Below are 14,000 nucleotides of genomic sequence, written 5' to 3' on the forward strand. Positions count from 1 at the left end.
TGTGACCGATTGTGGGGAAACTTAAATGGGCGAAAGGTTCAAGAAGAAGCGGGATAGCCAGCCAATTCCATGCGCGTCGGCGACGGCGCCGCGACCGCGCTGCTCGACCCGGACATTGGCGATCGCGGTCGAGGCGACCGTGTTGCCCTGGCGGATCGACTGCGGGTCGACCTGGCCGTAGAAGCGCAGCACGTCCACGTTGCTGTTGACACCGACCTGCTTTTCGCCCGAGATCAGCAGGTGCCCATTGGGCAGCACGCCGGTGACGACGGCGGTGATGGTGCCGGAGAAGTCGTTGGTGTTCTCGTTCGTGCCCTTGCCGGTGCTCTTGTTGGACGAGGAGCCGGTCAGCTCCGCCCGGCCGCCGCCGAAGGAATTGGCCGCGATGCCGGGGATGGCGCTGACGCTGGCGCCGATGGCGCCGTTCTTGTCCAGTTCGCTGCTCGACTTCTGCGTGGCGCTGACGCGCTCGACGATCTGCACGGTGACGATGTCGCCGACCAGGCGGGCGCGGTGATCCTCGAACAGCGGGCGGTAGTTGGCGTTCTGGTAGATCGCGCCGTTGTTGGCCGAAGCCGGGATCGGCTCGGGCATCTTCACCACCGGCGCGGGCTGCATGTCCACGCGCGGCTGCGGGTACATCGTGGAGCAGGCGGTGAGGGCGAGCGCCGCGGCGGCCACCAGGCTCAATCGGATCGAGGACAGGAACGAAGGCATGACAACTCCTTGAATCGCGCACGGGAAGGCGGACCTTCGCATCGTCGCCCGGGCGCTCACCGCCCGGTCCGCCGAAGAAGGGCCCCGCGACCGGTCAGATCTGCGACAGCTTCTGGAGCATCTGGTCGGTGGTCTGGATCGCCTTGGAATTCATCTCGTAGGCGCGCTGGGTCTGGATCATCTGCACCAGTTCCTCGACCACGTTCACGTTCGAGGTTTCGACGAAGCCCTGCTGCACCGTGCCCAGGCTGTTCTGGCCGGGGGCGCCGGTCTGCGGCGTGCCCGAGGCGACGCTCTCGGCGTACAGGTTGCCGCCCAGCGATTCCAGCCCCGGCGGGTTGATGAAGTTGGCCAGCTGCAGCTGCCCCAGCGTCGTCGGCGTGGCGCTGGCCGCGGTGGTGACGCTGACCGTGCCGTCGGCGCCGATCGAGATCGACTTGGCGTCGGCCGGCACGATGATGCCGGGCAGCACCGTGTTGCCGTTGTTGGTGACGATCTGGCCGTTGGGATCGAGCTGGAAGCTGCCGTCCCGGGTGTAGGCGGTGGTGCCGTCGGGCATCTGCACCTGGAAGAAGCCGTTGCCCTTGACCGCCACGTCCAGCGAGTTGGACGTCTGCGTCAGGCTGCCCTGCGAGTGGCTGCGCGAGGTCGCCACCGCGCGGGCGCCCAGGCCGACCTGCATGCCGGTGGGCAGCGTGGTCTGCTCGGTGTTGTTGGCACCGGGCTGGCGCAGCGTCTGGTACATCAGGTCCTCGAAGACGGCGTGCGACTTCTTGTAGCCATTGGTCGAGACGTTGGCCAGGTTGTGGGAAATGACGTCCAGCTGGGTCTGCTGGGCTTCCATGCCGGTCTTGGCGGTCCAGAGCGAACGAAGCATCGGGGACTCCTGATTCCTGTGCGGTGCGGGCGGATCCGTTCAGCGAACGGGTCAGCTGTCGGACAGCAGCTTGGACGCTGCCTGGCCGTGGGTCTGGGCGATCGAGAGCATCTTCATCTGCTGCTCGAACTGGCGGGCGGCGGCGATCATGCCGACCATGGTCTCGACCGGGCTCACGTTGGAGCCCTCGAGGGCGCCCGACTGCAGCCGGGCATTGGGATCGGCGGGCAGCGGGTCGCCGCCGTCGGCGATGAACAGGCCGTCGTCGCGGCGGGTGAAGCGCCCGTCCTCGGTGACCAGCTTGATGCGGCCGATGTTGACCGGCCGCTGGCCGTCGGACTTGGCCACGACGGTGCCGTCGTCGCCGATGGAGATCGTCGAATTGGGCGGGACGGTGATCGGGCCGCCGTCGCCGAGCACCTGCAGGCCGTTGCGCATGCGCAGCACGCCGTCCTGGTCCACGTCCATCGAGCCGGCGCGGGTGTAGGCCTCGGTGCCGTCCAGCGCCTGCACCGCCATCCAGGAGCGGCCCTTCATCGCGACGTCCAGGTTGCGGTCGGTCGTGGTGATGGGGCCGGCGCTCAGGTCGTGGCCGGTGGTGGTCTCCAGCGCGAAGGCGCGGGTGGAGGCGCCGTCGCCGCGGATGGGCACCGCGCGGAACGCCTGCAGCTCGGCCCGGAAGCCGTTGCTGTTGGCGTTGGCGAGGTTGTTGGAGAGCACGTCCTGGCGCGACATCGCCGCCTGGGCGCCGCTCATCGACAGGTAGATCATGCGGTCCATCGGAACTCCTCAGCGATCGGCGGTGGGGTCGGGCGCGCCGGGATCAGCGCAGGTTGACCAGCGTCTGCAGGACCTGGTCCTGCGTCTTGATGGTCTGCGAGTTGGCCTGGTAGACCCGCTGCGCGGTCATCATGTTCACCAGCTCGGAGGTCAGGTCGACGTTGGATTCCTCCAGCGCGCCGGGGGTCAGCGAGCCCAGGTTGCCGTCGCCGGGCACGCCCACGACCGGGTCGCCCGACGAGTTGGTGCGCGCCCAGACGTTGCCGCCCAGCGGCTGCAGGCCCTGCGGGTTGCGGAAGTTGGCCAGTTCGACCTGGCCGGCCGGCTTGGATTCACCGTTCGAGTAGCGGGCGGTGACGATGCCGTTGTCTTCCAGCTTGATGCCGACCAACTGGCCCGGCGCGTAGCCGTCCTGGGTCAGGTCGGTGACCGCGAAGTTGGAGCCGTTCTCGGTGGCCGAGCGCAGGTCGAAGCTGATGCCCTGCACCGACGGGTCGGACGGGTCGGCCGGCGGCGCCGGGATCGGCAGCGTCGGGGCGCCCTGGGCGTTCACGCCGGCGGGGATCTTCAGGTTGAGGAACTCGCTCGGGCCGGGCGAGACCGGCTTGCCGCCGGTGGGCAGGAAGGTCATCTGCGTGAACGGCGTCAGCGGATTGCCGCCGGGCTGGCCGTTGTCGGTGTCGATCGGGTTGCCCTGGGCGTCGTACTGGATCGCGCTGCCGTTGGCGGTCAGGTAGACGTTCCAGACGGTGTTGCCGTTGGCGTCGGCGTTGTTGGCGCGCTGGAAGTACATCGTCAGCGCGGTCGGCTGGCCCTTGGCGTCGTACACCGTCATCGACGTGGCGTTGTTGTACGTCGTCGGGTCGTTCAGCGTGATGCCGGTCTTGTCGATCTTGGGCGAGTTGGGGTCGGCCGGGTCGGTCAGGTCGTAGGCGGCGGTCGGGCCGGCGCGGGAGTCCAGGTTGAACTCCATCTTGATGTCGCTGGTCACCTTGGGGTCGATGCCGCCGGTGGGCAGCTTCAGGCCCTGCGCCAGGCCCGGCTGGATCACGCCGTTGGCGTCGGCGGGATAACCCATCAGCTTGAGCTGGTCGTTGTTGACGATGTTGCCTTCCTTGTCGACCTTGAACTGGCCGTTGCGGGTGTACACCGTCGGGCTTTTGCCGTCGGACACCTGGAAGAAGCCGGCGCCGTTGATCGCCAGGTCCATCGGGTTCTCGGTGATCGAGATGTTGCCCTGCGTGAACTGCTGGGCCACCGTCTGGAGCTGCACGCCGATGCCCACGTCGCTGGTGCCGGCGCCGTTGAGGGAGGCGGCGTACATGTCGGCGAACTCGGCCCGCGACGACTTGGCGCCGTAGGTCTGCGAGTTGGCGATGTTGTTGCCGATGACTTCCAGGTTCTTGCTGGAAGCGTTCAGTCCGGAGAGGCCTTGTTGGAAGCTCATGGGGGTGTCCTTGGGCGATTCAGGCGGGTGATGCGGGTGTGCGGGAAGGGCGGGCCGGGGGATGCTGGGATCAGCCCAGCGCGCGGACCTTGTCGTAGTCGACCAGGCCGGAATTCTTCAGTTCGAGCTGCAGGGTGGAGCCGCTCGTGTTGACGGCGCGCACCGTGTCGCGCATCAGGGTGGTGGCGGTGACGGCGGTGCCGCCGCTGCTGGCGGTGACGCGGTAGCTCAGGCCGGTGGTCTCGGCGGCCTTGGACGCGTCCCAGGTGTAGGACTGCATGCCGCTCTTCATCTTGCCCAGGTCCTGGGTCGAGATCACCGCGCCGGCGCCGTTGAGCACCTCTAGCTTGACGCTGTCGGCGGCGCTGCCCAGGTCGAAGTTCAGCGTGGCCTTGCCGTCGGCGACGGTGACCTTGTCGCCGGGCACGGTGACCTCGCGGCCGACCAGGCTGACGCTCTGCAGCGCCTGCATCTGGCCGAACTGGCTGGCCAGGCCCTGGATGCTCGAGTTCAGCGTGCTGACGCCGGTGACGGTCTGGATCTGCGCCATCTGCGTGGTGACGGCGGCGTTGTCCATCGGGTTCATCGGATCCTGGTTCTGCAACTGGGCGACCAGCAGCTTCAGGAAGCGGTCCGAGGTTTCCTGCGCGCTGGTGCCGGTGGGGCTGCTGGCGCCCGTGTTCGACGCGGCGCCGGTCTTGGTGTTGGCGTTCAGGGCGGTGAAGTCCATGGGAGGCTTTCCGTGCGGGAGGTCAGGCGGGGCTCAGGCCGGCGGGCGCTCAGCCCTGGCCCATCTGCAGGGTCTTGAGCAGCAGCGACTTGGCGGTGCCCATGACCTCGAGGTTGTTCTGGTACGAGCGCGAGGCCGAGATCATGTTGACCATCTCCTCGACGCTGTTGACGTTGCTGTAGGTGACGTAGCCGTCGGCGTCGGCCAGTTGGTGGCTGGGATCGTGGACGCGGCGGCCGGGGGTCTGGTTCTCCTGGACGCCCACCACCTGCACGCCGACGTCGGTCTGGTCCATGCCGTTCTGGGCCAGCACGCTCTGGAAGACGACCTGGCGTGCCTTGTACGCCTGGCCGTCCGGACCGGCGACCGTGTCGGCATTGGCCATGTTGCTGGCCACCGCGTTCAGGCGCTGGCTCTGCGCGCTGACGGCGCTGCCGCTGATGTGGAAGATGTTGAACATCGACATGACGGTCTCCTGTCCTGCGCGATCAGGCGGCGTTCGGCGACTTCATCGCGTCCAGCATCGTGCGGATGCTGCCGTTGAGGAAGCGCAGCGACGCTTCGTACTTGACGGTGTTGTCGGCGAAACTGGCACGCTCCCGGTCCATGTCGACGGTGTTGCTGTCCATGCTGGTCATGGCGCTCAAACTGCTCTGCAGCGCGTTCTGGGTGCGCTGGGTCAAGGTCTGGTTGGAGTTCGCGGCGGTGGCGGGCGAGGTGGCCTCGCGCAGCGCCTTGGCGAAATCCATGTCCTTGGACTGGTAGCCCGGGGTGTCGGCGTTGGCGATGTTGCTGGCGAGCAGGCGCTGACGCTCCGCCCGCAGGGTCAGCGCCTGGGCCTGGAAGTTCATCGCATCGGACAGTCGGTTCAGCATGGTCATCTCCTTCGGGACGGGGCGGGTGGCGTCGGGACGCGGACCCGGTTTGTCACGTTCGGGCATTGTGGGCAGCGGGTCCGAAAACATGAGCGCGATAAGACGGGTGATCCCGGCCCATTTCGAAGCCACCGGCGCGCCCCGGATCCGTACAGTTCCGTCCCATGCCGCAACCCTGCACCTCCTCTCACGCCCGCCACGCGCAGGCGCTGCCCGCCCTGCTGGCGGGGGCGCTGATGTCCGTGTGGCTGATGTTCGGATTGGTGGACGAGGCGGACGCCCAGACGCCGGGCGCGCCGCGCCTGCAGCTGACGATGGCGCCGCAGGGCGGCGCCGCCGCGCAGGCCGGTACTTCCAATAGCGAACCTTCCGCGCTGGGCGCGCTCGACGCGACCCTGGAGGACCGCCTGCAGACGCTGGCCATGGCCGGCGCCCGCCAGGTCGCGCCCAACCAGGCCCGGGTCGAGGTGGAGCTCGGCCGGCTGGACCCGCGCCTGCGCCTGGCGCCCTGCGCGCAGATCCAGCCCTACCTGCCGCCGGGCACCCGGATGTGGGGGCGCACCCGCCTGGGCCTGCGCTGCCTGGCCGGGGTCACCAAGTGGAATGTGACGCTGCCGCTGACCATCAAGGTCTACGGGCAGGCCTTCGTCGCCGCCGCCGACCTGCCGGCCGGGACCCTGCTGACTCAAGAACAGCTGCGGCTGGCCGAAGTCGACATTGCCGGCGAAGCTGGCGCCATCTATACACAAGCGGAAGGCTGGCTCGGTCGCCAGCTGGCCCGGCCGGTCGCGGCCGGCGAGGCGCTGCGGTCGGCCGACCTCAAACTGCGCCAATGGGTGCAGCCGGGCGACCGGGTGCAGGTCATGGCGACTGGCAACGGCTACGCGGTCGCGGGCGAAGGCCAGGCGATGGGCGTGGGCCTGGAAGGCCAGGATGTCCGTGTACGCTTCGACAATGGCCGCATGGTCACCGCGCGTACCGTGGGTGAACGCAGGGTGGAGGTGGTACTGTGACGCCCTTCACCGAGCGATCTGTCGATTTTGTGAAGCTCGCCCCTCAAGTTCCGCCCAGACGGGTCGAAATACCCGGTACTGGAAGGGGTCCGGAAGTCCTCGGGCCCATGGAGATTTGCCATGAAGATCGGTAACAACGCTGACCTGAACGCCTACTCGAAAGTGGGCGGGACCACCACCGGGACCCCCGAGGCCGGTGCGGCCAAGGCTGGAAAGGCCGGCGCGGCCGCGTCCGGCGAGGGGTCCAAGGTCGAGCTGTCGAGCGCCGCGAGCAGCCTGATCGCGGGCGCCCCCGACGACGGCAGCTTCGACGCGGAAAAGGTCGCACGCATTGCCAGCGCGATCGAGAAGGGCGAGTTCAAAATCAACGCCGATGCGATCGCCGACAAGCTGATCGCCAACGCGGCCGAGATGCTGGGCCGCACGCAGCCTTCGCACTGATTCGCTCAATCGTAAAAAGCTGAGCTGAAGCGACCATAGACCAAGCTTTTCCGGTGACGCCATGACCGCCACGCCTTTGAACTCGACCCCCGTCGACCTGGAGCAGCCGCTGCAGGACGTCGAAAGCTGCCTCAACCTGCTGGGCGAGGCGCTGCATCGACGTGACTCCCAGGCGATCGAGCTGCACGCGGCGTCGCTGCATGCGGCCCTGGCTCGCGCCATCGAACAATTCAGCGCCGCCGCGCGCACCGGCACGGTGCCGGCAGGCCTGCGGACCCGCTTGATGCAGGCAGGCGGCCGCGTCGCCGCCCAGCGCGAGTCGCTGGCCCGCGCCACCGCCGCGCTGGACCGCGCCATCGACGTGCTGATGCCCGGGGAACCGAGCGGGCTGTACGGCGCGTCCGGGAAGAACGAGCGCAAGTCGGCCTTGGGTGGGGCGATCCAGGCCTGAATTTCAGAGCTTCGGATGAAGAAGGCCACGCGGATGCGTGGCCTTTTTGCGTTTGGAAGCGCCGGTGGCGTTTGGGGAGCGCCCGTGGTGTCCGGGCCACCGCTGGTGGCGTTCGGGCGACCGCCCACCTGCATCGACCGGGGCGTTGGCCGCCGAGGCATGGGGCCCCCGCGGCAAGCGCGGAAACCCCACGCCTCACCGTCCCCAACCATCACCGTCCTTCGACCGCCTGGGACGGTGGACTGCGGGGGATCTAGGGAGTGGGCGTGGGGGACTGGAGTCAGGTCGGCGTGCGGGTGGCCTTGCGGCGCAGGCAGTCCAGGTAGGCGTGGCCGTCCGGGGGAAGGCCGCTGCGCTGCGAACTCCAGATCATCTCGCCCAGGCATTCCATCGCTTCGTGATGGGCCTCGTGCAGGGACTGGCGGCGCGCCGCCAGCAGGTCCAGCGCCTGGCGCACCCCCGTCGGCTGGTCGATCTGGTGCTGCTCGATCAGGCTCAGGTGCATGGACAGGTGCAGGAAGGGATTCGTGCGGCCGTCCTCGACCGTGTAGACCGCCGCCAGCGCGGCATCCTCGTCCGCCAGTTCGTCGTGGTACTCGGGATGCTGGGCGATCCAGTCGGAGGCGATGGCCTCCATCGGCGTGAGCGGCAGGCCGTCGCGCTGCTTGCGGTAGGCCTGGCAGAAGAAGCGCCGGACCTCGAGTTGGGAAGGGGCAAACATAAGAGCGCGATTCTCGCCGCAGGCCTCAGGCCTTGCCCGGCTGGGGCTGATCGGGAGCGCCGGCCGGCACCGGCGCCGTGCCCGGCGCCAGGTGCGGCTCCTGCCACGGGTTGCGGCCCTTGCCCTCGGCCAGCGCCTTGCGCTCTGCCGCCAGGCGCTCCTCCAGCTGCTCGCGGCCGCGCTTGGACATCGCGATCAGCGTGTCCAGGTCGCCACGGTGGGGGCGCATCGCCTCGGTCTGCTCGACGGAGTGGCGCCGGAAGCGCCAGGCCATCTGCCGCGCCGCGTGCGGTTCCCAACCGAGCTGCTGCAGCACGCTGCGCCCGCTCATGAGCGCGGAGTCCAGCGTCTCGCGCTCGATGAGCTCGACGCCCAGTTCGCGCAGCGCGTAGTAGTGCTGGACGTTGCGCGCCCGCGCCACGATGGTCAGGTGCGGGAAGTGCTGCCGCGCGATCTCGGCGATCTTGACGCTGTGGTTGAAGTCGTCGACCGCCAGCACCAGCACGTGCGCGCGCTCGGCGCCGGCGATGCGCAGCAGCTCCAGCCGCGTGGCGTCGCCCCAGAAGACGCGCCAGCCGAAGCGCCGCAGCGATTCGACGGTGTCGGCATCATGGTCGAGCACGGTCGCCGAGATGCCGTTGGCGAAGAGCATCCGGCCCACGATCTGCCCGTAGCGGCCGAAGCCCGCGATGATGACCTGCGAGTCCTGCGGCTCGGTGAGCTCGTGCGGCGACTTGCGCTCGACCTGCCCGGCACGCCGCTGCGCCCAGGCCAGCAGCGCCGGGGTGAGCGCCAGCGAGAGCGCCACCGCCGCCACCAGCACCGAGCGCTGCGCCGCGTCCAGCAGCGTGGCCTGCTCGGCGAGCTGGAAGACGACGAAGCCGAATTCACCGCCCTGCGCCAGCAGGATGACGAAGACCGCGCGCTCCGGCTTGGGCAGGCCCATCGCCCGGCCCAGCACCGTGAGCACGAGGCCCTTGCACAGCCACAGCGCGGTCAGCAGGCCCAGCACCGCCAGCGGCTTGTGCCACAGCACCGTCAGGTCCAGGCCCATGCCGACCGCGATGAAGAACATGCCCAGCAGCAGGCCCTTGAAGGGCTCCAGGTCGGCCTCGAGGGCGCGGCGGTACTCGCTTTCGGCCAGCAGCACGCCGGCGGCGAAGGCGCCCAGCGCCATCGACAGCCCGGCCTTCTGCATCAGCATCGCCGCCGCCAGCACCAGCAGCAGCGAGGCGGCGGTGAAGATCTCCGGCGTGCCGCTGCGCGCGATCCAGCGCAGCAGCGGACGCAGCAGCAGGCGTCCGCCGAGCACGATGAGCACCAGCGCGCCCAGCGCCAGCCAGATCCTGCCGCCCGAGTGGCCGCCGGCGGGCCGGCCCTGGCTGGCCAGGATGGGCACCAGCGCCAGCACCGGGATCGCGGCGATGTCTTGCAGCAGCGCCACGCTGATGACGCTCTGCCCGGCGCGGGTGTTGCCCAGGTTCTTCTCGCTGAGCGTGGCCAGCGCCACCGCCGTCGACGACATCGCCAGGCCGAGCGCCGCGATCACGGCGGCATGCCAGTCGGCATCGAGGAAGAAGGAGGGGATCAGCAGCAGCGCCGCGCAGCCCAGCATCTGCGCCGAACCCCAGCCGAAGATCGGCCGGCGCATCGCCCACAGCCGCTTGGGCTCCAGTTCCAGGCCGACCAGGAACATCATCAGCACGACGCCGAACTCGCCGATCTCCAGGACCGTGGCGGGCTGGCTGATCAGCCCGAGCACCTGCGGCCCGAGCAGCACGCCGGCGACGAGGTAACCCAGGATCGAGCCCAGTTTCAGGCCGCGCGCCAGCGGCACCGCGAGCACCGCGGCGCTCAGCAGCACCAGCGGCGTGAGCAGCCAGTTGCCGTGCGCGCCGTGGGCCGCCGCGTCGGTGGTGCTCACGGCGGAGGTCACGGCAGCAGAAGCGGCGGCGGAAGCGGCGCCCATCGCGGCGGAGGCCGCGGCCATCGGGGAAGCGATGTCCATCAGACCGGCGCTCCTTCCTCGCGCACCGGGCGCTCGTCGTCGGGCACCGCCTCCTGGGCGGGCTCGGGCTGGCGCTCGCACCACTCGGGCAGCGCGCGCAGGCCGTCGACGAAGGCCTGGACATGAGCCTGGACCTGCTCCGCGCTGGCCTTCTGCGCACCGTGCAGCACCAGCGGCGGCAGGAAGCGCATGCCGCACAGCGCGGCCGTCTGGGCGTAGGGCAGCAGGAAGTCGCCGACCGGATGGCGGTTGTAGCCGTCGGCACTGTAGGAGTGCGCGCTGCCGCCGGCCGAGGTCACCAGCCACAGGTCCTTGCCGTGCAGCGCGTGGCCGGTCTGGCCATAGGCGAAACCGACGCTCAGCACCTCGTCCACCCACAGCTTCATCAGCGCCGGCATGCCGTACCAGTGCAGCGGGTGCAGCCAGACCAGCAGTTCGGCGTCGCGCAGCGCCTCCTGCTCGGCCGGGGTGTCGATCGCGTAATCGGGATAGAGCGCGTAGAGGTCGCGCACGTGGACGTTGGACAGGCCCTGGGCCGCGGACAGCATCGCCCGCGTGACGCGGGAATGGGCGAGGTCCGGGTGCGCGGCCAGGAGGAGGATGGACGGAGGGGCGCTCATGGCGGCGGATTTTGCGGTATCGCATAACATCCCGCGCACCTCATCGAGGAGAGGAGAGGCCATGCCGGTGATCCTGGTCGCCAACCCCAAGGGCGGCGTTGGCAAGAGCACGCTCGCGAGCAACCTCGCGGGCTTCCTGGCCCATCGCGGCCATGCGGTCATGCTGGGCGACATCGACCGGCAGCAATCCTCGGCCCGCTGGCTGGCGCAGCGACCCGCCGCGCTGCCGGCGATCCGCGGATGGGAACTGGCGTCCGCCGACCAGCTGCGCACCCCCAAGGGGGTGTCGCACGCGGTGCTCGACACCCCCGCCGGACTCCACGGGAAGAAGCTGGCTCAGGCGCTGAAGGTGTCCGACCGGGTGCTCGTGCCGCTGCAACCCAGCCTGTTTGACATCCAGGCGACATACGACTTCGTCCGCGAACTGCAAGATGCGGCCCGGGATCGCGACGGGCCGGCCGGCAGGCCCGACATCGCCCTGGTGGCGATGCGGGTGCGCGAGGGGACGCTGTCGCAGCAGCAACTGCACCAGTTCATCGAGCAGCTCCGGCTGCCGCTGCTGGCCGAGCTGCGCGACACCCAGAACTACGTGCAGCTGGCCGCCCGCGGCTTGACGCTCTGGGACATCGCCCCGGGCCGCGTCGCCCGCGATCTGGCGCAGTGGGAAGGCCTGTGCGCCTGGCTGGAGCGGCCGGTCAAGAACGGGAAGGACGGCAAGGACTGACGCCGGCGTCCGCCCGCTCCCGCCGGCGCCGACCCCATCGGAATCACGTCGGAACAAGAGGAGACCGGGATGCGGATGTTCGAGAAGCTGGAAGACCTGGCGCCCCTGGTGGGGCAGGAGATCGGCGTGTCCGACTGGATCGCGGTGGATCAGCCCCGCATCCAGGCCTTCGCCGATGCCACCGAGGACCAGCAGTGGATCCACACCGACCCGGCCCGCGCGGCCGCCGGCCCCTTCGGCACCACCATCGCGCACGGTTTCCTGACGCTCAGCCTGCTGCCGCGCTTCTATGAGACCGCCTTTCGGGTGAGGGAGGTCCGGATGGGCATCAACTACGGCCTGGACCGGGTGCGCTTCCCGGCGCCGGTGCCGGTCGACAGCCGGCTGCGCGGGCGTTTCGTGCTCAAGCGGCTGGAGCTCATCGAGGGCGGGGTGCAGATGATGGTCGAGGTCACCGTCGAGCGCGAGGCCGGCGGCAAGCCGGTCTGCATCGCCGAATCGTTGACCCGGCAGTACCGCTGACGCGCACAGCAGGCGCCCGACGACCGCGGGCGCCAATCGCCCCGGCGTGGCATTTCGATCATTTCCGAAGCGCGTTTTTTCGGCTGTCACACTCGATGCGGTGCTGTCACGGCCAGACACTCGGTGGGCGAATAAAGAATTTTTGGTTTGCCAATAGAACTTTCTATGGGTAGCGATGCCACCGTAAGGGGGAGTGCCGGTGGCTGAGGGCACGCCTATGATCGCGCCCTAGTTCAAAAGTCATTCGGGACGGCGGGCCAGGAAGCCTGTCGCCGCAGTCCGACCATCCAAGGAGACACGCCCGTGAGGGTTCTGCTGATCGACGATCACCCGCTGATCCTGGCCGCGCTCCAGACTGTGATTCAAGGTCTGGGCGAAGACGTTCAGGTGCTGGGCGCCGACAGCGCGGCTCAAGCCCGCGACACGCTCAAGGCGCGCCAGGACTTCGACCTGGTGCTGCTGGACCTGAACCTGGGCGATGCCAGCGGCTTCGACGTGCTGGAGGAGTTCCGCTCCCAGTACCCGGCGCTGCCCGTGGTGGTGATTTCCGCCTCCGACCGCGCCAGCGACGTGATCCGCGCGATCGACCAGGGCGCGATGGGCTTCATCCCCAAACGCACCGGCAACGACGTGCTGGCCCAGGCGCTGAAGCTGGTGATGTCGGGCGGCATCTACGTGCCGCCGATGTCGCTGGGCTCGGACAGCGCGCCGGAGCCGGAACCGGTGGCCGTCGCCGAGAGCGCGGCGCACGGCAACTCGAGGCTGCACCAGGTCCAGGCGCTGGCCAGCCAGGCCGGGTACCAGACCACCGCGGGCCTCGAAAGCCTGCAGCTGACGCCGCGCCAGACCGACGTGCTGGCGCTGCTGCTCCAGGGCAAACCGAACAAGATCATCGCGCGCGAATTGGGCGTGTCGGTGGAGACGATCAAGGACCACGTCGCGGCGGTGCTGAAGGCGCTGGGCGTCAGCTCCCGCACGCAGGCCGTGCTGGCGGTGGGCCAGATGGTGCAGCGCCAGCCCAACGCGGCGTTCACCACCTTCCGCTGAACGCGGCACGTGCGCCTCCCCTGCAACGCCGGGCTTGTCCCGGCGTTCTGCATTCTGGAGGCCGGCACTCGGCGCCAGCGGTGACGGCGATCCCGGCGATCCATCGCCTCGCACCGCGAGGCCCGCGCCGACACGGACGCCGCGATCCGGCGGCCCTCAGCTCGGCGAGTAGGCCAGCCGCACGTAGATCGGCGCGAAGGCCTCGGCCTGCGTGATCTCGACCAGGCGCTCCCGCGCCAGCTCGAGCATCGCGATGAAGGACACCACCAGCACCTGCGAGCCCTTGTCCAGCTCGAACAGGTCCTCGAATTCGACGAAGCGCTGCCCCTGCAGCTTGCGCAGCAGGTGCGACATGTACTCGCGCACCGACAGCTGCTCGCGGGAGATCTTGTGGTGCTGGCTCAGCTTGGCGCGGCGCATCAGCTCGGCCCAGGCCGCGCGCAGGTCGTCGACGTTGACGTCCGGCAGTCGCGGCGCCAGCGACTGCTCGATGTGGATTTGCGCCCGCAGGAAGTCCCGGCCCAGCACCGGCATCTGGTCCAGGCGCAGCGCGGCCTGCTTCATCTGCTCGTACTCGAGCAGGCGCCGCACCAGCTCGGCCCGCGGGTCCTCGGGCTCGGCGCCGTCATCGGTCTTCTTGGGCGGCAGCAGCATCCGCGACTTGATCTCGATCAGCATCGCGGCCATCAGCAGGTATTCGCTGGCCAGCTCGAGGTTGTGCTTGCGCAGCTGCTCGACGTAGCTCAGATACTGCTTCGTGACCTCGGCCAGCGGGATGTCGAGGATGTTGAAGTTCTGCTTGCGGATCAGGTACAGCAGCAGGTCCAGCGGCCCTTGGAAGGCCTCGAGGAACACCTCCAGCGCGTCCGGCGGGATGTAGAGGTCCTGCGGCAAGGCGAACAGCGGCTCGCCATACAGCCGCGCGACGGCGACGTGATCGACCGTCTCGGGCGTGGAAGCGTCACCGCCCTGATCCACCGGGGTGTCCGGCAGCGTCAGGGCGGTGTCCGAGGAATCGTCGGCGTGG

The 14,000-nt window shown here is 69.2% G+C and carries 17 protein-coding genes; 6 read left to right on the top strand and 11 right to left on the bottom strand.

What is annotated here, in order from left to right:
- Positions 1-21: 21 nt before the first annotated feature.
- From FHT37_RS00580 to flgB, 7 genes are all read right to left on the bottom strand, one after another.
- Positions 22-717 carry a flagellar basal body L-ring protein FlgH gene (locus FHT37_RS00580; protein ID WP_091722496.1) on the bottom strand — a complete coding sequence of 232 codons (696 nt, stop codon included), beginning with the start codon at positions 715-717 and terminating at the stop codon, positions 22-24.
- 94 nt (positions 718-811) lie between these two features.
- Positions 812-1,594: a flagellar basal-body rod protein FlgG gene (gene flgG / locus FHT37_RS00585; protein ID WP_091722501.1), complete on the bottom strand. Its 783-nt coding sequence runs from the start codon at positions 1,592-1,594 to the stop codon at positions 812-814.
- Positions 1,595-1,645: 51 nt separating this feature from the next.
- Entirely contained in the window at positions 1,646-2,374 is a 729-nt protein-coding gene (gene flgF, locus FHT37_RS00590) for a flagellar basal-body rod protein FlgF (RefSeq protein WP_099861114.1), read from the bottom strand.
- A 43-nt stretch (positions 2,375-2,417) separates the two neighbouring features.
- On the bottom strand, positions 2,418-3,821 hold the full coding sequence (gene flgE, locus FHT37_RS00595; RefSeq protein WP_091722507.1) for a flagellar hook protein FlgE: 1,404 nt from the start codon (positions 3,819-3,821) through the stop codon (positions 2,418-2,420).
- 70 nt (positions 3,822-3,891) lie between these two features.
- Positions 3,892-4,551 (bottom strand): flagellar hook assembly protein FlgD, encoded by a 660-nt coding sequence (locus tag FHT37_RS00600; protein ID WP_091722510.1) that lies wholly within the window; start codon positions 4,549-4,551, stop codon positions 3,892-3,894.
- Positions 4,552-4,600: 49 nt separating this feature from the next.
- A complete protein-coding gene (gene flgC / locus FHT37_RS00605) occupies positions 4,601-5,017 on the bottom strand; it encodes a flagellar basal body rod protein FlgC (RefSeq protein WP_091722515.1) in 417 nt (138 codons plus the stop codon).
- Between the two features lie 22 nt (positions 5,018-5,039).
- Positions 5,040-5,426, bottom strand: coding sequence for a flagellar basal body rod protein FlgB (gene flgB, locus FHT37_RS00610; RefSeq protein ID WP_183478488.1), 387 nt, complete (start codon positions 5,424-5,426; stop codon positions 5,040-5,042).
- Positions 5,427-5,590: 164 nt separating this feature from the next.
- Between flgB and flgA the strand changes: the two genes are divergently transcribed.
- From flgA to FHT37_RS00625, 3 genes are all read left to right on the top strand, one after another.
- Positions 5,591-6,439: a flagellar basal body P-ring formation chaperone FlgA gene (gene flgA / locus FHT37_RS00615; RefSeq protein WP_183478489.1), complete on the top strand. Its 849-nt coding sequence runs from the start codon at positions 5,591-5,593 to the stop codon at positions 6,437-6,439.
- A gap of 120 nt (positions 6,440-6,559) precedes the next feature.
- Positions 6,560-6,880, top strand: a complete 321-nt coding sequence (flgM, locus tag FHT37_RS00620) for a flagellar biosynthesis anti-sigma factor FlgM (RefSeq protein ID WP_183478490.1) — start codon at positions 6,560-6,562, stop codon at positions 6,878-6,880.
- Between the two features lie 61 nt (positions 6,881-6,941).
- On the top strand, positions 6,942-7,331 hold the full coding sequence (locus FHT37_RS00625) for a hypothetical protein (protein ID WP_091722530.1): 390 nt from the start codon (positions 6,942-6,944) through the stop codon (positions 7,329-7,331).
- Between the two features lie 280 nt (positions 7,332-7,611).
- Here FHT37_RS00625 and FHT37_RS00630 read toward each other — a convergent pair whose 3' ends face one another.
- From FHT37_RS00630 to FHT37_RS00640, 3 genes are read right to left on the bottom strand one after another with little or no spacing between them, the layout of a single operon-like run.
- Positions 7,612-8,052 carry a DUF1841 family protein gene (locus tag FHT37_RS00630; RefSeq protein WP_091722534.1) on the bottom strand — a complete coding sequence of 147 codons (441 nt, stop codon included), beginning with the start codon at positions 8,050-8,052 and terminating at the stop codon, positions 7,612-7,614.
- Between the two features lie 25 nt (positions 8,053-8,077).
- Entirely contained in the window at positions 8,078-10,060 is a 1,983-nt protein-coding gene (gene kefC, locus FHT37_RS00635; RefSeq protein WP_255489459.1) for a glutathione-regulated potassium-efflux system protein KefC, read from the bottom strand.
- Positions 10,060-10,680: an NAD(P)H-dependent oxidoreductase gene (locus tag FHT37_RS00640; protein ID WP_255489460.1), complete on the bottom strand. Its 621-nt coding sequence runs from the start codon at positions 10,678-10,680 to the stop codon at positions 10,060-10,062. The genes kefC and FHT37_RS00640 overlap by 1 nt, the downstream gene beginning before the upstream one ends.
- A gap of 61 nt (positions 10,681-10,741) precedes the next feature.
- Between FHT37_RS00640 and FHT37_RS00645 the strand changes: the two genes are divergently transcribed.
- The 3 genes from FHT37_RS00645 to FHT37_RS00655 all read left to right on the top strand — a co-directional run bounded on the left by FHT37_RS00645 (position 10,742) and on the right by FHT37_RS00655 (position 12,973).
- Positions 10,742-11,404 carry a ParA family protein gene (locus FHT37_RS00645; protein ID WP_183478491.1) on the top strand — a complete coding sequence of 221 codons (663 nt, stop codon included), beginning with the start codon at positions 10,742-10,744 and terminating at the stop codon, positions 11,402-11,404.
- A gap of 69 nt (positions 11,405-11,473) precedes the next feature.
- Entirely contained in the window at positions 11,474-11,926 is a 453-nt protein-coding gene (locus FHT37_RS00650) for a MaoC family dehydratase (protein ID WP_091722545.1), read from the top strand.
- Between the two features lie 303 nt (positions 11,927-12,229).
- On the top strand, positions 12,230-12,973 hold the full coding sequence (locus tag FHT37_RS00655; protein ID WP_091722549.1) for a response regulator transcription factor: 744 nt from the start codon (positions 12,230-12,232) through the stop codon (positions 12,971-12,973).
- A gap of 156 nt (positions 12,974-13,129) precedes the next feature.
- On the opposite strand, the gene FHT37_RS00660 is transcribed toward FHT37_RS00655, so the two are convergent.
- Positions 13,130-13,972, bottom strand: coding sequence for a ScpA family protein (locus tag FHT37_RS00660; protein ID WP_091725015.1), 843 nt, complete (start codon positions 13,970-13,972; stop codon positions 13,130-13,132).
- Positions 13,973-14,000 lie beyond the last annotated feature (28 nt).

It is taken from the genome of Mitsuaria sp. BK037 (assembly GCF_014193045.1).
Classification (GTDB): Bacteria; Pseudomonadota; Gammaproteobacteria; order Burkholderiales; family Burkholderiaceae_C; genus Roseateles.